The 19,630-nt window shown below is 37.3% G+C and carries 19 protein-coding genes and 7 tRNA genes; 3 read left to right on the top strand and 23 right to left on the bottom strand.

Translation table 11 applies throughout. The annotated features are described in order from the left end of the window. The 10 genes from FZC41_RS16445 to FZC41_RS16490 all read right to left on the bottom strand — a co-directional run. A partial coding sequence (locus FZC41_RS16445; protein ID WP_243136710.1) for a GTP-binding protein occupies window positions 1-328 on the bottom strand: 328 nt, incomplete at its 3' end. A gap of 70 nt (window positions 329-398) precedes the next feature. After that, window positions 399-474 (bottom strand) — tRNA-Thr (locus FZC41_RS16450). Between the two features lie 11 nt (window positions 475-485). After that, window positions 486-570 (bottom strand) — tRNA-Tyr (locus tag FZC41_RS16455). An 83-nt stretch (window positions 571-653) separates the two neighbouring features. Then, window positions 654-1,262: an RNA polymerase sporulation sigma factor SigH gene (sigH, locus tag FZC41_RS16460; protein WP_148568546.1), complete on the bottom strand. Its 609-nt coding sequence runs from the start codon at window positions 1,260-1,262 to the stop codon at window positions 654-656. Between the two features lie 12 nt (window positions 1,263-1,274). After that, complete coding sequence (locus tag FZC41_RS16465) at window positions 1,275-1,787, bottom strand: NYN domain-containing protein (protein WP_207725075.1); 513 nt, start codon at window positions 1,785-1,787, stop codon at window positions 1,275-1,277. Continuing rightward, entirely contained in the window at window positions 1,787-2,836 is a 1,050-nt protein-coding gene (gene rlmB, locus FZC41_RS16470; protein WP_148568547.1) for a 23S rRNA (guanosine(2251)-2'-O)-methyltransferase RlmB, read from the bottom strand. Before rlmB ends, FZC41_RS16465 begins: the two co-directional genes overlap by 1 nt. Before the next feature lie 15 nt (window positions 2,837-2,851). Further along, entirely contained in the window at window positions 2,852-4,057 is a 1,206-nt protein-coding gene (locus tag FZC41_RS16475; protein WP_148568548.1) for a THUMP domain-containing class I SAM-dependent RNA methyltransferase, read from the bottom strand. 182 nt (window positions 4,058-4,239) lie between these two features. Continuing rightward, complete coding sequence (hisS, locus tag FZC41_RS16480; protein ID WP_148568549.1) at window positions 4,240-5,475, bottom strand: histidine--tRNA ligase; 1,236 nt, start codon at window positions 5,473-5,475, stop codon at window positions 4,240-4,242. Between the two features lie 13 nt (window positions 5,476-5,488). Beyond that, window positions 5,489-6,715, bottom strand: coding sequence for a tyrosine--tRNA ligase (gene tyrS, locus FZC41_RS16485; RefSeq protein ID WP_148568550.1), 1,227 nt, complete (start codon window positions 6,713-6,715; stop codon window positions 5,489-5,491). Window positions 6,716-6,765: 50 nt separating this feature from the next. After that, window positions 6,766-7,998 (bottom strand): AI-2E family transporter, encoded by a 1,233-nt coding sequence (locus FZC41_RS16490; protein WP_243135850.1) that lies wholly within the window; start codon window positions 7,996-7,998, stop codon window positions 6,766-6,768. A 192-nt stretch (window positions 7,999-8,190) separates the two neighbouring features. Here FZC41_RS16490 and lspA point away from each other — a divergent pair, with 192 nt between their 5' ends. Continuing rightward, window positions 8,191-8,661: a signal peptidase II gene (lspA, locus tag FZC41_RS16495; protein WP_148568552.1), complete on the top strand. Its 471-nt coding sequence runs from the start codon at window positions 8,191-8,193 to the stop codon at window positions 8,659-8,661. A gap of 101 nt (window positions 8,662-8,762) precedes the next feature. On the opposite strand, the gene FZC41_RS16500 is transcribed toward lspA, so the two are convergent. Together FZC41_RS16500 and ispE are read right to left on the bottom strand one after the other, a co-directional pair. Continuing rightward, window positions 8,763-9,476: a GntR family transcriptional regulator gene (locus FZC41_RS16500; RefSeq protein WP_148568553.1), complete on the bottom strand. Its 714-nt coding sequence runs from the start codon at window positions 9,474-9,476 to the stop codon at window positions 8,763-8,765. 11 nt (window positions 9,477-9,487) lie between these two features. Further along, window positions 9,488-10,345 (bottom strand): 4-(cytidine 5'-diphospho)-2-C-methyl-D-erythritol kinase, encoded by an 858-nt coding sequence (ispE, locus tag FZC41_RS16505; protein ID WP_148568554.1) that lies wholly within the window; start codon window positions 10,343-10,345, stop codon window positions 9,488-9,490. A 194-nt stretch (window positions 10,346-10,539) separates the two neighbouring features. Here ispE and FZC41_RS16510 point away from each other — a divergent pair, with 194 nt between their 5' ends. Next, window positions 10,540-11,238: a uracil-DNA glycosylase gene (locus FZC41_RS16510; protein ID WP_148568555.1), complete on the top strand. Its 699-nt coding sequence runs from the start codon at window positions 10,540-10,542 to the stop codon at window positions 11,236-11,238. Continuing rightward, on the top strand, window positions 11,238-11,777 hold the full coding sequence (locus FZC41_RS16515; RefSeq protein WP_148568556.1) for a phosphatase PAP2 family protein: 540 nt from the start codon (window positions 11,238-11,240) through the stop codon (window positions 11,775-11,777). Before FZC41_RS16510 ends, FZC41_RS16515 begins: the two co-directional genes overlap by 1 nt. Before the next feature lie 199 nt (window positions 11,778-11,976). Here FZC41_RS16515 and aroD read toward each other — a convergent pair whose 3' ends face one another. The 11 genes from aroD to FZC41_RS16570 form a co-directional block, all read right to left on the bottom strand. Further along, window positions 11,977-12,735 carry a type I 3-dehydroquinate dehydratase gene (aroD, locus tag FZC41_RS16520; protein ID WP_148568557.1) on the bottom strand — a complete coding sequence of 253 codons (759 nt, stop codon included), beginning with the start codon at window positions 12,733-12,735 and terminating at the stop codon, window positions 11,977-11,979. 38 nt (window positions 12,736-12,773) lie between these two features. Continuing rightward, complete coding sequence (locus FZC41_RS16525; protein ID WP_148568558.1) at window positions 12,774-13,781, bottom strand: nucleoid-associated protein; 1,008 nt, start codon at window positions 13,779-13,781, stop codon at window positions 12,774-12,776. 139 nt (window positions 13,782-13,920) lie between these two features. Next, a tRNA-Arg gene (locus FZC41_RS16530) sits at window positions 13,921-13,997 on the bottom strand. A gap of 63 nt (window positions 13,998-14,060) precedes the next feature. Next, window positions 14,061-14,135: transfer RNA gene (locus FZC41_RS16535), tRNA-Gly, on the bottom strand. A gap of 5 nt (window positions 14,136-14,140) precedes the next feature. Beyond that, window positions 14,141-14,225 (bottom strand) — tRNA-Leu (locus tag FZC41_RS16540). A 120-nt stretch (window positions 14,226-14,345) separates the two neighbouring features. Beyond that, a complete protein-coding gene (locus FZC41_RS16545; RefSeq protein ID WP_148568559.1) occupies window positions 14,346-15,038 on the bottom strand; it encodes a TrkA C-terminal domain-containing protein in 693 nt (230 codons plus the stop codon). A gap of 355 nt (window positions 15,039-15,393) precedes the next feature. Beyond that, a complete protein-coding gene (locus FZC41_RS16550; protein ID WP_148568560.1) occupies window positions 15,394-17,898 on the bottom strand; it encodes a Lon protease family protein in 2,505 nt (834 codons plus the stop codon). A 186-nt stretch (window positions 17,899-18,084) separates the two neighbouring features. Beyond that, window positions 18,085-18,159: transfer RNA gene (locus FZC41_RS16555), tRNA-Gly, on the bottom strand. Between the two features lie 237 nt (window positions 18,160-18,396). Further along, window positions 18,397-18,939, bottom strand: coding sequence for a EutP/PduV family microcompartment system protein (locus tag FZC41_RS16560; RefSeq protein ID WP_148568561.1), 543 nt, complete (start codon window positions 18,937-18,939; stop codon window positions 18,397-18,399). Window positions 18,940-18,954: 15 nt separating this feature from the next. Beyond that, a complete protein-coding gene (locus tag FZC41_RS16565; RefSeq protein ID WP_148568562.1) occupies window positions 18,955-19,329 on the bottom strand; it encodes a BMC domain-containing protein in 375 nt (124 codons plus the stop codon). Window positions 19,330-19,542: 213 nt separating this feature from the next. Further along, a tRNA-Lys gene (locus FZC41_RS16570) sits at window positions 19,543-19,618 on the bottom strand. Between the last annotated feature and the right edge of the window lie 12 nt (window positions 19,619-19,630).

Here is a 19,630-nt window from a genome sequence, read left to right on the forward strand (position 1 = left end):
CAGCACTAACAACCAGGATGGCTCCATCCATTTGGGCAGCACCGGTGATCATGTTCTTTACATAATCCGCATGGCCCGGGCAATCAACATGGGCGTAATGGCGATTTGGGGTTTCATATTCAACATGGGCTGTTGAAATTGTGATTCCACGTTCTCTTTCTTCTGGGGCTTTATCAATGTTTTCGAATGCTACCGCTTCCCCTGTTCCAAATCGTTTGTTTAATACACATGTAATTGCCGCTGTTAATGTTGTCTTACCATGATCGACATGTCCAATTGTTCCAACATTTACATGTGGCTTATTTCTTTCAAATTTTGCTTTTGCCATTTGTTCTTCTCCTTAAGAATTAAATATTTATCGGTTCCTGCTATGTCAATTTTAATTAATGATATAAAAATGGAGCCCTCATCCGGATTTGAACCGGAGACCCCCACCTTACCATGGTGGTGCTCTACCTACTGAGCTATGAGGGCTTATAATAAAATGGTGGGAGAAGATGGATTCGAACCATCGTAGACGCCGTCAACGGATTTACAGTCCGCCCCCTTTAGCCACTCGGGCATTCTCCCACTTGCTTATTAATTCAGCTTCTCTATAATAATTTGTTTTTTCTCTTTTGTCAACTATTTTTTTCTAATCTTTCCGTTTTTCTTCACAAACGCTTACCTATTTTCTTCTTAATCCGTTGTAATGCATTGTCCACCGATTTATTTCCACAGGACAATGCCTCTGAAATTTCAAAATAAGAAGCACCCTGTATATAAAAAGACAGCACTTTTTTTTCAAAGTCTGACAACTCTCTTCTCACATCTTCGATAAGTTGTTCGAATTCTTCCTTTTTAATTAGTTTTGCTCCCGGTTCAACTGTTTTTTCTGCCGCCAACTGATCAATAATAATATTTTGCGGTTCCTCTTCTGAAACCGCGGTATAAATTGAAATAGAATCATTCAAAGGCAAATGCTTTTTTCGATTCGCTGAACTGATGGCTGTTTGAATTTGGCGTTCAATACAAAGGTTGGCAAAAGTTGAAAATTGGGTGTCCCGATCAGAACGATAATCCCAAATTGCTTTTAGCAGTCCAATCATACCTTCCTGAATAAGATCTTCATTATCTCCGCCCACCAAATAATAGGATCTTGATCGAATCAGAACATTTTTTCGGTATTTTTTCAAGAGGAACTGTTCTGCTTCCTTGTCCCCTTGTTGAGCGCTCTCAACAATTTCAAGCTCTGCAAATTTTTCATTATTTGTTTTCACCATTTTTTCCTCGTATCATTCCTTAATACGCATTTCTTTTAACTTTTCGAGGGTGTCTGCATCCATAAACTCGCTTAAGGTCACGCCCTGTTTTTCTAAACTTTTTTTCTTCTCATCATGAAATTTTTTCAGTGTCCTCGCCATGTCTTCGATCAGCTCTCTGGAAGGCACACGTTCTGCTCCGCTTGCCAAGACCATCCGCTGCAACGTATAATCAGATGTGACGACCCTTATCGTATAAGCATTCGGCAGACTATATACTAATTTTTCAATATAAGCGTCTGCCGTTTTGTTTTTCTCTGTAAATACAACTTTTATTCTGCCGTGTATTTCTTCTTTTTTTTCCAAAGACTGCTGTTGATAGGCATCGAAAACAAGGATGGTTTCCCATCCTTTGAAGCCGCTATACCCATTCAAATCATCAATAAGTTTTACTCTTGCCTCTTCTAATTGAATTTCTGAAAGACGTTGCAAATCTTCTGAACCATGGATAACATTATAGCCATCCACAATTAATATGGTTTTCATTAGAAGCGTTGCTTAGCAGCTTCGGATAGAATAACAGCTGCCGCTGCAGATGCGTTGAATGATTCAATTTCGCCATGGATTGGAATTGAAACGGTGAAATCACATTGTTTTTTAACATTTGCACTGATGCCGGCACCTTCATTTCCGATAATAATTGCCAATGAGCCTTTATAGTCTGCTTTATAATATGGCTGCCCATCCATATCTGCCGCCATAATCCAAAAGCCTTTTTTCTTAAGATCTTCGATCACCTGGCTCAGATTGGTCACCTTAACAATAGGGGTATGCGAGACGGCTCCAGAAGAAGCCTTAACTGAAACTGCTGTCAACGATGCTGAACGACGGTTTGGTATAATAATCCCATCGGCGCCACAAAGATTGGCACTTCGAATGATCGCGCCCAGGTTGTGAGGATCCGTCAGGTGATCAAGAATAACAATCAGTGGATCTCTTCCATTTTTCTTCGCATGGTTTAAAATATCATCAATGGTGCTATAAGGAAAAGGTGCCATCAGTGCAACGACTCCCTGATGCACTTCCCCTTCTGATAAATAATCAAGCTTGGCTTTTTCAACGGAATGAATAATGATATTGCGTTTTTTTGCATTATCCATGATCTTTTTAAGCACATGATCTGTATTGTCTTTTAAAACCAATAATTTATCAATTTCCTGTCCTGATCGGAAAGCTTCCATTACTGGGTTTTTTCCGACAATAATAAATGTTTCTTCGGTAACGCCCTCTTCTTCGCGATTAAATCCATCAAATTTATGTTGTGATTTACGATCATCAAAGCGACGAGGATTTCGGTCTTCTTTCGGACCGCGTCCCTCGAATTTATGCGGCTTTTTATCATCTTTTGTGCCACGTTCCTCAAATTTATGACTGCTTTTTCCTGTTTTAGGTCCATGTTCTTCAGATTTTCGTGGTTTCTTATCCCTTTTAGTCGAGAATTTTGATTCTCCGCCTTTTGTTTCACGATCATTCTTTTTTCCCCGCGGCTTATCATCTGTTTTGCCGTTTGTTCGGTTATTTGTTTCTCGTTTCATCTTTTCACCCATTCTTTATTTTACTATTTTTTCTGATTCTTCACTGACTTGATTCAGACTCTCAACTTCATTAACTGGTCTTCGTTTTCTAGGAGGCAATGGTCCATAATACTGATAATAATAGGTTTTAATATCCCCATTATAAAGTTTTCTGTTTTTTGTTGATTTTTCACCAAAATATTTTTCGAACCGTTCATATCCCGAGATAATAAAATATGACCAATCCTCCAGACTTCTAAATACCTTACCCATGTCTCGGTAAAGACGTTGAACTTCCTTTTCTTCCCCAATACGTTCTCCATAAGGAGGATTTGTTATAATAACGCCGTATTTTTTTTTCGTTATTACCGATTGGACCGGTAATTTTTGGAATGCGATATAGTCTGCTACCCCAGCTAGTTCGGCGTTGGTCCGTGCCTGTTTCAATGCATCAGGATCAACATCTGACCCTAACAGCAGGAATTCTTTATCATTGATCGCTTCTGTTGCTTCCTGTCGTGCTTGTTCCCACATTTCTTGAGGCATAAAATCCCAGTTTTCTGACACGAAATCTCGTTTCAATCCGGGCGCCATATTTTTTCCAATCATTGCCGCTTCTATTACAATCGTTCCCGACCCGCAAAGCGGATCAAGAAAATAACGATCCGGTCGCCAATGTGATAAATAGACCAGTGCCGCTGAAATAGTTTCCTTCAGTGGCGCTTCATTTCCATATTCTCGATACCCACGTTTATTCAGTCCCGAACCACTAGTATCTATTGACAAAGTCACTTCATCTTTAAGAATCTGAATATGAATAGGATACTTGCCACGATTTTCTTCGAACCAATCAACATGATATTTGGATTTCAATCGTTCAACCACTGCTTTTTTTACAATCCGCTGTCCATCCGATTTACTATAGAGAGTTGACTTCACACTGCTAATTTTTGCCGCAGGAAACTCACCATCAACTGGTATCCAGTCTTCCCATGGCAATGCCTTTGTTTTCTCAAAAAGTTCATCAAACGTTACGGCTTTGAAACGGCCTACTTCTAAAAGTACACGGTCTGCACATCTCAGCCATAAGTTTGATCGGGGAATTGCTTCCAACGGACCGGAATAGCGAATTTTTCCATTCTCTACTTCAGTGACTTCATAGCCTAATTTTTTTATTTCGTCTTTAACCACGCTTTCAATCCCGAAAGCAACGGTAGCAATTAAATTTATTTTTTTTGACATTCATTTTTCCTTTATCTATATTTTTTCCGACTGCTAATATTACATTATAGCACATTTTCTTATTTACTTCTTAATATATAATCAAATTATTTAAAATAATAAAAAACACCCGCCCGGTTCAAACAGCCGATGCAAGTGTTTTACGATATGATCGATTCAATCATTATTGTTTAACAGCAAGGTCAAAATGTCTTTATTTCTTTATCCCGGCCAAAAACCAGAAACCCTTGATAAGATCCATTATTCCATGCTGCAATCTGCTTTCCAAATTTTTTTTTCATTGCAACCAGATTGACGAGGTACCCTTTATCACGCCAGGCATCACCTTCAGCAATGACGTCTTGGAACCTGTCATTCTGCGTTTCATAGAACATCACGATTGCTTTTTTCGCTTGTCTGCCGTCTTTCTCTTCTTCCAAAAGAATCGAAATAATCCGTTCAAACCCGATGGAAAAGCCAACTGCCGGAACCGAAACCTTATTGTATTTTCCAATCATATTGTCATAGCGACCGCCACCGGCAATGGAATAACCATAAGGGCCATAACTCACTTCAAAGATCAGGCCGGTATAATATCCCATCCCACGGATAAGAGAAAAATCAAAAACAACTTCAAATTCTTCTTTCGACAGGGTTTTCACTGCCTTGATTACCTGGGTTAATTCTTCAATAGCTTCCGGGTCATCCACCCATTGATTCAGATTTTCTAAATTAATATTGTTGACGCAAGACATTAGACATTCAACTTTTTCTTGATCATGTCCTTTACTCAGCAATTCCTGAGTGACACCAGCTACCCCAATTTTATCCAGTTTATCCAAAGAAATACACACGGTTCCAATGGATTCAGCTGCAAAGCCAGCTTTTCTTATCACGGCTCCTAATAACTGCCGATGGTTTACCTTAATCGTAAATCCTTTAAAGCCCATGGCGATCAATGCTTTAGCAGTCGTGTCCATTAACTCGATTTCGGCATTAATCGATGGATCTCCGATAATATCAATGTCGCATTGTTTGAATGATCGGAATCGTCCTTTCTGAGGTCGTTCTGCGCGAAAAACATTGCCAATTTGAATTGCTTTAAAAGGGCTTTCGAGCACTGCCTGGTTATTTGAATAAAATCGACTTAATGGCAATGTTAAATCAAAACGCAAACCCATATCACAAAGATCCAATACACTTGCATCTTTCGTTAAGTCCAGTTTTTCACCACGCTTTAAGATGGTAAAAAGCATTTTTAAGTTTTCACCACCCTCACTGCCCAGTAACAGCTCTAAATTTTCCATAATTGGTGTTTCTATTCGGCTAAACCCATGGGCGTGATATATTTCTAATATCTTTTGTTCCAACCGATCCCGAATTTTCATTTCATCCGGTAAAATATCCCTTGTTCCTCTAACAGGTTTTGAACTGATCATGTGTTGTCACCTTCTATACTAAATTAATTTGTTTGAATGCCTTCTTACCTTTTTTCAAGATAAGTTTTCCCGCTTTAAAATCACTGGCGGTGTAAATCGCTTTGGGGTCCAAAACTTTTTCACCATCAACAAAGATACCCCCCTGTTTAATGAGACGGCGCCCTTCACTTCGAGTCGGTATGAGTTTAGCAACTTCCAATAACGAAAGAATGTCCATTCCTTCTCCCAATTCGTCTTTTGCCAATTCGATGCTTGGAATTTCCGCATTTCCCTGATTACCGGCGAAGAGCTTTCGGGCAGCATTTTGGGCTTCATGTGCGGCTTCTTCGCCATGAATCATTGCTGTGACCGCAAAGGCCAATATTTCTTTCGCCTGATTAATTTTTGCTCCTTCCAATGCACCCAATCGTCGCACCTCATCCATCGGTATGAATGTCAGCAATGCCAGGCATTTTTCGACATCCATGTCCGCAATATTGCGCCAGTATTGATAGAATTCATAGGGTGATGTTTTTTCAGGATCCAGCCACAAAGCGCCCTTGGCTGTTTTCCCCATTTTTATGCCCTCACTGGTTGTCAGCAATGAGAAAGTCATCCCATAGACCTGCTCTCCATCCTTTCGTCTGACCAGCTCAACCCCGGCAATAATGTTGGACCACTGATCATTTCCGCCAAACTGCATTTTGCAGCCTTGTTCTCGATGAAGAACATAAAAATCGTAGGCTTGCAATAGCTGATAATTGAATTCTAAGAAAGTGAGTCCCTTTTCCAAACGCGTTTTGTAACAGTCTGCCGCCAACATTCGATTAACCGAAAAATGTGAGCCGATATCTCTTAAAAAATTAATATAATTGAGCGAAAGTAACCAATCCGCATTATTAATCATAACGGCTTTATCATTTTCGAAACTTAAGAACTTTTCAAACACTTTTTTAAATTTCTCACCATTCTCTTTAATACGCTCGGGCGTCATGACCTGACGCATGTCTGTTCGTCCTGAAGGATCTCCGATCATCGTCGTTCCTCCACCAATCAAGGCAATGGGGCGATGTCCATGCTGTTGCATATGGGCCATTACCATGATTTGTATGAAATGGCCGATGTGAAGACTATCCGCAGTTGGATCAAATCCAATATAAAAAGAAACGGATTCTTCTCCAAGCATTTTTACTATTTCCTCTTCATGGGTGCATTGCTCAATAAATCCGCGTTCTTTTAAAACCTGAAATACATTTTCCATTATATTCTGTCCCTTCCTCAATTAACTTAAGTTACCCACTTATTATTTATCTAATTTTCACGATCATCGATCGGATTTTCAACTGCCAACTTATCTTTATGAAGTTCCCATCTTGTCAATGCCTCTTCTAAAAATACTTTAATGATCGCAAACACTGGAATCGCTATAAACATTCCCAATATTCCAAAAAGACTTCCTCCGATAACCACACTAACCAAAATCCAAAATGGATTAAGTTTTACAATTTTTCCCAAAACATTTGGTGCAATAACATTTCCTTCCAATTGAAAAAGCACAATTACCCAAATACCAACCCATAAAGCTTTAATCGGATCATCAATGAGTGTGATCAGAACACTTGTTGTCCCGCCAATAATCGGGCCAAAATAAGGAATCATATTAGCAACTCCCAAAATCACTGCAAAGAGTGGTGCATAATCAACGCCAATAACCAATAAACCCAAATAATATAGGAAACCAACAAAAATGGATATCAGAATTTTGCCTGTAAAATATTTATAAAAAACATCATCAATCATAATGCCTGCCCAATGTGTTCCATTGTACAGTGTTTTATTCATAATTGCTTTTGCAAAGCGATCAACTTGCTCGATAATCCTTTCCGCATCCAACATCAGATAAAGTCCGATAAAAAAAACAATAAAAAAGGATACAATGAATTCCAGGGTTCCTTTAACAAACACTAATGCGACACTGCCAATATCACTTAGCGATTCGGGATTCGTTCCAAGATAAGCGGCAATCTGATTCATGATATCCTGCAGCGTAAAACTCTTAAATCCATCAATGGTATATTTTAAGCTAGACAGAACATCTTGAGTAGCGCCGCCTTGCAGAAGACTGTTTCCCAGAAAATGGTCAATGATTGCCAAATTTTCCGGCATTTGATTAACCAAACTTTTAAAACTACTTGCAACCGAAGGTATCGTGGCATAGAAAAAAAGAACAATCAATACGATTGTAATGATGTATATAATTATAATTGAAATCATCCGTACTGTTCGCGATTGGTTTTGACTCTTTGGAAAAATTTTAAAAATGAACTTTTCAATACTTCGCATCGGTCTAAAAAGAAAATAGGCTAAAACCCCCCCTAAAAGAACGGGCTCTAAAATAACAAAAACTCTGTGGCCACCTTTTATAAAAGTACTTGCAATGATTCCAAAATTATCCAATATTTTATAAATGAGCAGTAATATTAATGCCCCCACTAAAAAATAACCATATTTCTTTATAAGTTCTTTATCAATTTTTAACTTCATCTTGTCCTCCAGTACTTTTTGCAGTCCGGTTTATATCTTAACATTTAACTTAAAAAATTTAAAGTAGTTTCAAATAGTTTCTTAAATTAAAATTAATCAAAAATAAAAGTTGCCAGAATTAAAGTTTTTCTTGTGTTTTAGAGCAAATTATCATATATTTTGTAGTGAACAAAACTTAATTTAGGAGAAATCATGATCTATTTAGCCATTATCCTTTTTGTTGTTTTTCTGGATCAGTATTCCAAATATTTGATTCTTACTCATATAGCACCTGTTAAAACCTTTCCCATCATACCCGGTTTTTTTCATCTGACCTATGTTGAAAATACAGGAGCCGCCTTTAGTCTTTTTTCCGACATGCAATTTTTTCTGATTTTAATAACATTGATTTTTATTGGTATCCTGATTTTTTTTCTTTATAAAATTCCTAAGTACCGAGAGAATTTTTGGATTAATATTTCCCTCTCTTTTATCATTGGAGGGGCAATCGGCAATTTAATTGATCGAATCCGATTGAATTATGTTGTAGATTTCCTGGATTTTCGAATGATCAAATTTGCCATTTTTAATTTTTCTGATGTGTTTGTTGTGTGCGGGAGTATTCTTCTTGTGATTGCTTTACTTGCAAACAAGAACTTTTTTGAAAACAATGACCTCAAATAGGTTTTTGTTTTAGCCCAACCATGTGAAAACGCCAAGTTCGAAATGAGCATTTGCACGCATCTGCCTCATTGCTTTTCCGTAAATCAACGAATGAGCCCTTATTATAAGGCCCATTCGTTTTTATTTTTGTCGTTTTTTACCGCATATAGTACTTGCAGCATATCGTCCCCGGTCGAATGAATATGCTCAGAAACTGCTGCTTTAGCCAAAGCACTCTCACCATTTTCGATTTTTTTAATAATTTCCATATGTTGATCCACTAAGGGCGTCTTGTCTTCAATTCGATGTACATATTCTGCTCTAAAACGCTGCATCTGTTCTCTTAAGCTATTGATCATTGCCAAAAGTTTCTTATTTCCAGATGCTTCATAAATGATATCATGGATGTCCATATCATTTTTAATAATGCCTTCTTCGTCATTTGCCAGAGCTGACTCACCGAATCGACGATTCGCCTCATATAATTTTTCTATTTCTTCTGCAGTTGCATTCATAGCTGCAAGTTCAGCTGCCAATTCCTCCAATGCTCTACGAATTTCCATCATTTCTTTCAGGTCATTTACCGACATCGGAGTAACATACGCTCCCCTCCTGGGAACCATTTTTACCAAACCCTCCAGTTCAAGCTTTCTAATCGATTCTCTGACTGGTGTTCTGCTCACTCCCATTTCTTCAGCCAAGCGAACTTCCATTAAACGTTGTCCCGGCTGGAGTTCCCCAGTAATGATCGCGCAACGGATTGTTTCAAAGACAATTTCACGTAATGGCTTACAAGAACTTACATCAAGGCTTAATCCTTTCTTTTCTTCTAACATATCATTTCTCCTCAATTTTCACTTATTTCACTAAAAAAGCACGTTGAGTATTTTTGATTAAAAACTTTCCATACCATCTCAGCCAATTTCTTTTCCTGAAAATAACCCACTACTGTCGATCCGCTGCCTGTCATAATTGCGGCTAAAGCGCCATTTTTCAGCAAACCTTTTTTTATTTCACAAATTTCTGGATACTGTTCAAACGCCACTTCTTCAAAAACATTACCCATCACTACCTTTAATTCTGCATAATTTTCTGCTTTGAGCAATTGGACGACCGCCGATACATCCGGATGATTTTTTATCTCTCTTTGATCCAATTTTTCAAATGCCCAGGGCGTCGATATATTCACATTCGGTTTTATCACCACAACATACAATTTTTTCATTGCCGGTAACGGCGTTATTTTTTCACCGATACCCTCTACTAATGCTGTTCCGCCAATAAGACAATAGGGTACGTCTGCACCTATTGTTGCACCAATTTCTAAAAGATCTATTGTTGACAGATTCAAGTTCCAAAGAATGTTTAGCCCTTTCAATGCCGCCGCCGCATCACTGCTTCCGCCCGCTAAACCGGCCTGAGAAGGAATTCTTTTTTCTATATGTATTTTGACTCCATTTTTTACATTTAATCGCTTTTGCAGTTTTCTCAATGCTATGATAACCAGATTTTTTTCATCTAATGGCATCTGATTATTATCCGAGGTTAACGAAATGCCTTCCGGACTGGTCTCAAAGGTTAATGTGTCTTCAAGACTAATGGAATGATTAATCATTTTCATTTCATGATAGCCATCTTCACGTCTACCGGTCACATCAAGCGTTAGATTCACCTTTGCTTTGGCTTTTACAACGACCTTATCCATTTTTTCTCCCTTTGCACTAATAATCACTTGTAATATTGTATACATTATCCATTATAACATAATCCTTCCACCTTGTGAATGACAAAAATCATGATTGAAACCCTCTTTATTTAGTGTATAATTTAATCATAACAATTTACGAACGACTTTTCCATGTTAACACAACAGCAAATACTTTTTCAGGAGAATTAATTATGTCACTTCATATTAATAACGATTGGGAACTTCCCATTCAAAATGAACTAAAAGAAGAATATTATTCAAAACTGCGGCAATTTTTAATAACCGAGTACCGAAGCCGTTTAGTCTATCCTCCAATGGAAGATATCTTTAATGCCTTTCACTACACCTCCTACTCTAAAACAAAGGTGTGTATTATCGGGCAGGATCCTTACCATGGTCCGGGACAGGCTCATGGTCTTTCTTTTTCAGTGAAACCCGGCGTTCAGATTCCGCCTTCCCTATTGAACATCTACAAAGAATTGTCAGAAGATCTGGGTTATCCCCTCCCCAACCATGGTTGTTTGAAAAAATGGGCTGACCAGGGAGTTCTTCTTCTAAATGCCGTTCTTACCGTTCGTGCCGGTCAAGCGGGTTCTCACCGCAATATGGGCTGGGAAACATTTACAAGCCATATGATTCAAGCTTTAAATCAACGGGAAGAACCGGTTATTTTTATTCTTTGGGGAAAAGACGCGCAAAATAAACGTTCGCTGATCACCAATCCCCAACACCCCATTATTGAATCATCTCATCCCAGTCCGCTTTCCGCCCACCGTGGTTTTTTTGGCAGTCGTCCTTTTTCGCGCGCCAATGCACTGTTGATCAGTCGTGGTATTGAACCGATCGATTGGCAAATAACGGATATTGACAATGATGGTAAATCAAACTGATGGACTTAAACATCTTAATTTGGATCCATAACCATCTCGTTTTCAGCGGTCTCAATCCTTTCTTTGTTTTTATTACAAATTTTGGAGATCATGGCATCTTTGGTTTTTTTCTTTCTTTTTTGCTGATGATAAAAAAGGAGACTCGGTTAACCGGTGTGATTATGCTTGCGGCCTTGCTATTGAGTGTCTTTTTTGTGAATCTGACACTTAAACCCCTTGTCGCCCGTCATCGTCCCTTTACGTTTTACGATATTGACCTTATTTTGCCTAAGCCAAATGATTTTTCATTTCCCTCTGGTCACAGTTCTTCAGTTTTTGCCTACACCTGGGCATATTTTATAACCCGTAAGAACAATTGGCGTTGGGGGCTTTTAGTTTTTGCGATTCTTGTCGCTTATTCTCGACTTTACCTTTTTGTTCATTATCCCACCGATGTTCTAGCTGGTATTGCGATTGGCATCCTATGCGCCTATCTTTCCAGATGGCTGGTTGAAAAATTCAAAGACAAACCCTGGATGGTCAGATTTCTGACATACTGAGAGCCGCACCGAAAAAACGCAACAGTGATCAAATTTCACAGCAGCACTTTGATGCAAAACGATATTTTAAAAGGTCAATTGATTATTTATTGTGTTTCCTAGAAGAAAATACAATAAATAATCAATTGACCTTTAGTTTTTGGTTTAGGTTTTTGGTTTAGGTTTATCAACACATCGATTTTCTGTTTTAATCAAAAGTCTATATTAACCCCAATTTTTCTCTGAGCGCGATTATTTCCACAAGATTCATCTGTCCCGGAGCTGTTTTTCCGGTTCCCAGCACATAGGTCATTGAACCACCACAAAGTTCTGGAGCGATCCTGGTGATTCCACCGAGACTCCCCATCGCAATGTTGATCATCGGTGATTTTGATCCTTCATTATGTAATAGGTTAGCTATTATTAAGTGACGGATATCTTCTGACGTATGAGGCATTACTGCTAATTTAAGTACATCTGCATTCTTGGCTTCCATCGATAGATATAATTTTTCTATTTCCTGAGTGTTCGGGGTACGATTAAAATTATGATGAGATGCAATCCATTGCGTCCGATTGTTTTTAATGACATCCCTAATTCTTGCTAAAAAAAGATCATTGCTTTCCAGTTCAACATCCACATAATCTGCCACATCACTTTCGATGGCTGTTTTTATTGACGCTTCCCGAATGGCATCTGCTGTTTCATAAGCACCGCCTTCAAGATGACTTCGATACGTGTAAATCAGTCCCTGGGTTTTCATTCTTTTTTTTATCTCTTTCAGGATATTTAATTCCTCTTCTGGCTTGAGGATTGCTCCTTTCATAAAATAGTCGCGACGCCATTCTAAAAAATCGCATCCATTTTCTACTGCCGCTTTCACGTCTGCCAACAATTCACTTTTATCTGCGCTGATTAAAGGAATACATGAGGCAAACTTATTTTTTTCGATTAATTTAATTTCGTTTTTGATATTCATATCTGTTTTTCTCCTTCACATCTATTGGCTTTTTCATTTTACTTATGATTTAGCAATCCAATGTTTTTAATTTCAACAGAAATTGTGCCATCCGGGTTGTTTTTGAACTCAATAATATCATTTCTTTTTAATTGCTCCGTTGGAATGCATATTTCAATTCCTGTATCTGTCACAAATTTCTGTTTTCCAAAAATTTTCTTTTCAATATTTTGAGTCATCTGAACTTTTTTTTCATACAGTCCTTTTTGTTCTAAGCTTTCCTTGAATTTTTCCTGAATCGTTTCGTCACCATCAAAAACTACTTTTGCAATATTTTCAATATCAATTTCACTCTCTGCTTCGTAATCATCTGCGATCACAGTTTTAACTGTATTCAATTTTTCATAATCGCCACCGTACTCTTTTCCAATAACTTCCTTCACGGTTTTTTCTACAATTTCAAAGGCTTCCTTTTCCGATATTGCCGGTTCGCAAAAAAGTAATTGCGTTGAAATATAAAAATCTTTTTCATTGTTAATGAGATATTTTTTTTCTTTTAATAAAATTTCATCCGTTGTCAAATTAATGAGTGCAAATTCATCTAATTTCTGACTTTCAGTGGGAAGCACACATGGCTGAACGATGATGTCATTGGTCAATCCGTTATCCGTATTCACATAATGGATATATCCCAGTTTATAATTAAACTTGAATATCCCAAGATAATTCTCATGATTCATTTCAAAATCCACAAATACGAGATCTGCTGAAGGGATCTCAATGTTTTCAATCATGTAATCAAAAAATAGTTGCGCTATTTCACTGCTTACTCGCACCAACTCATGAGAATTCTTTCGATAATCCCGGATTCGTTCTTTAAACTGACTTCCCGCTCTAAAAATGGTTCGCTTGATATCCGTATCTTTTATTGATCTTTGAACATGTCTTTCAATATAGTCTTTAACCGTTAGTGTCATATTTAATAACGTATCCGATAATATCGGGATACTCGCATTTGTATCCAAAACATGTAAAATTGATTTGTTAATCGCAATTTCTATATTCATTTTGCTCCTCATTCTGTTTTTACAATAAATTTTAACATATCTGACTTAATATTTTTTTGTATGATTCATTGCGATCCGAAAAAAAAATCACCATCATTGATGGTGATTCTAGCCAGATTGCTCTGATTATGTTTATAAGTGGTGCGCCATGGGGGACTCGAACCCTCAACCTACTGGTTCGAAGCCAGGCACTCTATCCAATTGAGCTAATGGCGCACATAAGTTGATTAAAAAGAACAACTTAGACAATGTCTAAGTCCTTCCAAACCTATTAAATTTTGGAGCGGAAGACGAGATTTGAACTCGCGACCCTCGCCTTGGCAAGGCGATGCTCTACCACTGAGCCACTTCCGCTTAATTGGTGCGGATGAAGGGACTTGAACCCCCACATCGTAAGATACTAGATCCTAAGTCTAGCGCGTCTGCCAATTCCGCCACATCCGCATAACAGTGCTACAAACAGGAATTAAATAACTGTTTTCTGTAACGTGCTTGATTATAATAACAAACTCTGTCTCCTTTGTCAATCACTTTCATGATTTTTTTAATTCTTTTATGTTATTTTTAAATTCTGTCTTTGAAAAGATCCATAATTTTATCCTTTGGTCCATAAACAAAAATCCGGTCTCCCTGTTTAATCTGATCTGTTGCAATGACATGATCGATAATCGTATTCCCTCGTTTAATCAATAGTACATTCAATTTATACGTATGTCTAAAATTCATTTCCAATAATGTTTTTTCGTTAATTTCAGGTGGAATGCAGGTTATAAATATCTCCGCAATCAATTTATCATGCACCATTTCTAAAATTCGCACATTATTGCAGAAGGCACCTTTGGGCTTGTTTCTAGCGAGTCTCTCTACCAATCTGTCAAATTTTCCAATGATCCATTTTGAACGGGTTATGATAATAATAATAACCAGAAAGCTAATCGAATATACAATTGTCCATCCATTAAATTGATCTCCAGACGAGCGGATAAACAAATTCACTAAAATTGAAACGCCTGTCACGGCAAAAAGATACCCAAAAACCATCATAATTCGGGCTAAATGTCGCCTTGCCGCTGAATTAAGAATGAGCTCACTTTCTTTGGTGGTGAATCCACTGTTTGTCATACATGAAATGGCCTGAAATCTGGCCTTATCCTCTCTTAATCCCGTCAGCCGAAAGAGCACCGTAAATATTTCAATCACTGTCAAATATGCAACAATCAAAATAAAAAAGCTGATCAGTGATAAATTAAACCCCATTGAATTTCCTTCCTTGCTTGACACGCATTTTTTCTTCATTTATTATCATTTCTTTTCATGTTTCATTATATTACAAATCACTATTTTTGTCATTGTTGTTTAACATAGAAACACTTTTCGTAACCCGGTTATCTGAATATAAATGCAAAATTTCCAAACTTTCAATAAATTTTATTAAATTCATTGAAAGCTCAATCCCGTCTCAGCGTTTTATTTGGGGTACTTAAAATTTGATCCAAAAAAGGCCGAAAATCGTATTTATAATTTCCCACCTTTTTCTACCCAATACCCTGCTGCTGATTACTTCAAACTTTCTAAATACTCTTTCCAGTCTCAGGAAATATCAGCGTCACTATCAATTCTGCTGCTCTTCTTCTATAGAAAAGTAGATTGGTTCCTCTGCTGAATTTCCTAATACTTTATTGTATTCCTGAAGTTTTTGATTAACTTCATAAAAAACACTTCCCTCCGGATAAGTTCCGTCCTCACCAATCTCACCGGCAGGCATTCCGCTTAATAATTCCAGCCCTTCATCGATGTTTGATATTGCATAGATATGAAATTGATCTTTTTTCACGGCCTCCAGGACTTCATCTTTTAACATCAAATTATTAATATTACGTACCGGAATGATAACCCCCTGTTCACCTGTCAAACCGATTGCATTGCATATATCGAAGAAGCCTTCAATTTTTTCATTTACGCCTCCGATTGGCTGAATTTCGCCTCGTTGATCCACCGATCCGGTAACCGCAATGCCTTGCTTCACTTTAATGCCAGCCAAACTTGATATGATTGCATAAAGTTCAGAACTGGATGCACTGTCCCCCTCCACATCTTCATATAGCTGTTCAAATGTTACCTGGGCTGTAAAACCCAAGGGTTTATCCTGGGCTAGCTTTCCGCCAAGATATCCAGCAAGCGTAAAAACACCCTTGGAATGAATATTCCCACTCATCTCTGTTTCCCTTTCAATATCAATGACACCACCGCGTCCTACATGAGTTATGGCCGTGATACGTGCCGGCAGTCCAAAAGAATACCCACTCGTTTGTATAACGAAAAGACCATTTACCTGTCCAACCGCACTTCCATCGGTATCAATGATAATTTTTTTTTGCAATATTTCGTCTTGAATTTTTTCTTCAAGCTCGTTAAAACGATATTTTCGCTCTGATATTGCTTTTTTTACATGCTTCATGTCCACAAACTCAGACTCTTCCGCTTTTGCCCATGTTATTGCCTCATAGACCACTTCTCTGATGTCACCAAACTGTGTAGAAAGTTTATTCTGATCACCCGCCATCCTGGAACCATATTCAATAATTCCAGCCAAACCCGCCTGATTAAAATGTTTTAACCCTTCCTTATGACAAATTGAACTGACAAATGAAACATACTTATGCAGATTTTCAGAATTTCGAGTCATTTCATAATCAAAATCTACTTTAATCTTGAATAGTTCTCTAAAATCTTCATCTCCAGATAAAATCAGATAGTAAATAGGGCTTCCTATCAGTATAACCTTCACATTCAACGGAATCGGTTCGGGCTTTAATGTCAAAGTGGGCACCGTTCTATATTGCTCGCCAATATTTTCTACAACCGCCTGCTGGTATTTAAGAATTTTCTTCAAGGCACTCCAAACAAACGGATCAGTCAATATATCCTTAGCTTGTAAAACAAGATAACCACCATTAGCAATATGAATCGCTCCCGGCTTCACCATTGTAAAGTCCGTATTCATAACCAATATCTGGCTTTTATACTCAATTTTTCCAAAAAGATTATAATAGTATGGATTAGATTCAATAACGATAGGAGCTCCTTTTTGTTTTTCATTATTAATAAACAAGTTAACTTTATATCGGGAAAAGGAATTCGATTCCTCCTGACCGGTAAAATAATTCGGTCCATACGGATTCGATCCGCCTTTAGCAGCATCATCATTTTCTTCCTGATATTGAGACGTAGATGTACGTCCTGAAAATGGTTCTTGTTTTTTAAAGATGTTATACCTATCTGCAACATCATTTAACACTTTATCCAGATATTCAACAATCATCGGTATTCCGATGTACTTCTCTTTTAATATTTGAATTAATGGCTCGGCAGTAATAAGAGCAATTTCTCGATCTAATTCGAACAGCTGCTCCGTTGTCTTTTTTTCGAATTTCTGACCCTCGGCCAGTATTTTATCAAGTTTGTTTACCAGAACATATCTCTTTTCACTTATTTCATGACGTTCCTGATCTGATAGTTTTTCATATTCCTCTGGTAACATAGGTCTGCCATCCTGAATCGGTATAAATATAAACTTCATGGCTGATGGTTTTACACTGAATCCTTCCTCAAATGCTTTTTGTTGAATTACCTGAAACAGTTCTGCCATTTTTACCTGGAAAGCACTAAAGATCCGATCTCTTTTCAGGTCATAATCACTGCTTTCAAAAGCTTTTCTGATGGCATTTTTAAGTTCAGATATTAATTTTTCCATATCTATCTGAAATTCGCGTCCCTGGCCTGCTGGCAAAGAGACTGCTAATGGTTTATCTTTATTGATGAAATTATTAATATAACACCAGTCATTCGGTGTCCTACGGGCAATTGCTACCTGTGAAACCACTTCTTTTGTATAGTCATTTTTACCAGTTCCAGGCGGTCCTACAACAAAGATATTATAACCATCTGCATCCATTGCAAGGCCAAAATGCATCGATTTTACTGCCCTATCCTGACCTAAGATCACATCAAGCGGTGATGCATCCAATGATGTTTTAAAAAATTTCAATTCATCTTTATAATTACAAACTTTTTTTAACTTTTCTAATGGCACCAAGCATTGATCTTCACATTTCATATACAACCCACCTTTTGCTTATTTTATTCTTTATATACCCGCTAATTGCAAAAAATGATAGTATACTTTTATTTTTAGTTAAAATACCTTGCTTTAAAAAAATAAAGTTGATAATACGTAAAAAGAGTGTAAAATTGTTATTAACAACTTTACACTCAGTATCTGGATGGCTTTCTTATCGCATTTTGGAGCGGAAGACGAGATTCGAACTCGCGACCCCCGGCTTGGGAAGCCAGTGCTCTACCACTGAGCCACTTCCGCAACGTTATAATTATAACAATAATTATCTTTTACTGCAAGCTTTTAATCAACTTTTTATATACTTTTTGCGGTATCACTTAATCCATTTTTAACAATTCTCCATCAATTATTCTTCATTCCTTTACACAAACGAGTTTAAAAAAATATTTATCTGTTTACATGCTGTAAATTCAGGCAACATATAATCAGATAAATAACTGCTCTTAACCTTTGGTACCAGTGCTTCTGAAATTTTTGTTACGAGACTTTCATAATATCATCAAAGTCTTCTTCTAAAATCGTTACACTTTTTGTAGAAAAAACAACTCTAGGTTTTTCGGCATCCTCTTTTTTATCCCAAGGTAACATATCTCCATCCTCACGAAGATATTCCAGTATTTCCCAGATTCCTTCTCCAGTGTAAGAACTCACTTTAAATATTCTTTCGCAACCCGCTAGTTCAAGCCATTTCACGCCTTGATCAGCATTGGCTCCTTCAGCATCAATCTGTGTAACAATCCCAATAACTGGTCGATTGGCTACCGCAGCAACACAAGGTGGATAAAGCGAATATGGCTCTGTTGCATTAATTAATAAAGCTACAATGTCTGCTTCATATGAATATAAGGCCAATGCATGACTTAAGGTATTGTTCTCCGCATATTCCCCTGGTGTATCAATAACAACGTCATAATGATTGACATACTGTGTTTTTTCGTAATGTATTTCTTTTCCTTTTAATGCTTGTCTAAGTGTTGTTTTTCCACACTCACTTCGACCGATCAAAATCATTTTTTTCATGTTTCGCCTTCATTTTCAAGTTTTTGTAATTTCGCAAACCGTAAATTTCAATGTGTCTCTGAGATAAGCCAGAATCGTTTTAATTGCCGAATCAACCTCAGATATTCTTCCCGTAAACATCAATGTGCCACTAAATCGATCAATGAAACCCATCTCTATAACCGATGTTTTTATTGCCAAGTCTCCTGCAATTACCGAAACTTCAGAAGGTGTCATGCTTAATATTCCAATAGCTGCTTTTTGATAATCAATATTGGGATTTAATCCTAATTTCTTATATACTATTTCATCTGGGCTTGCAATAATATGAGCAAGCGTTACTTGTTTACCAGGAACAGTCTCTTGGATAATTCTTAGTTTTCCGTCATTTGTGTCCAAAACGCTATTCATTCTAAGAGCCTCCTTCCCTATCAGATTAATAATTATTTAACAACATAACTATTCTAGAATTATATCATGTTGGCTATAAAAATAAATGGAGTTACTGGTCTTGTACAAGTATTTTTTTTGCTTTTTTATATAAATTTGTTCATTATTCAATTTGTAAATAAGTTTATCTCCAAATAAAAAAAACTGCAATCTCTTGCAGTCATGTTTTTCTAATGGTGACCCATGGGCGACTTGAACGCCCGACACCCTGATTAAAAGTCAGATGCTCTACCAACTGAGCTAATGGGTCAGATAAATTATT

It is taken from the genome of Acetobacterium paludosum, from assembly GCF_008086595.1.
Lineage (GTDB): Bacteria > Bacillota > Clostridia > Eubacteriales > Eubacteriaceae > Acetobacterium > Acetobacterium paludosum.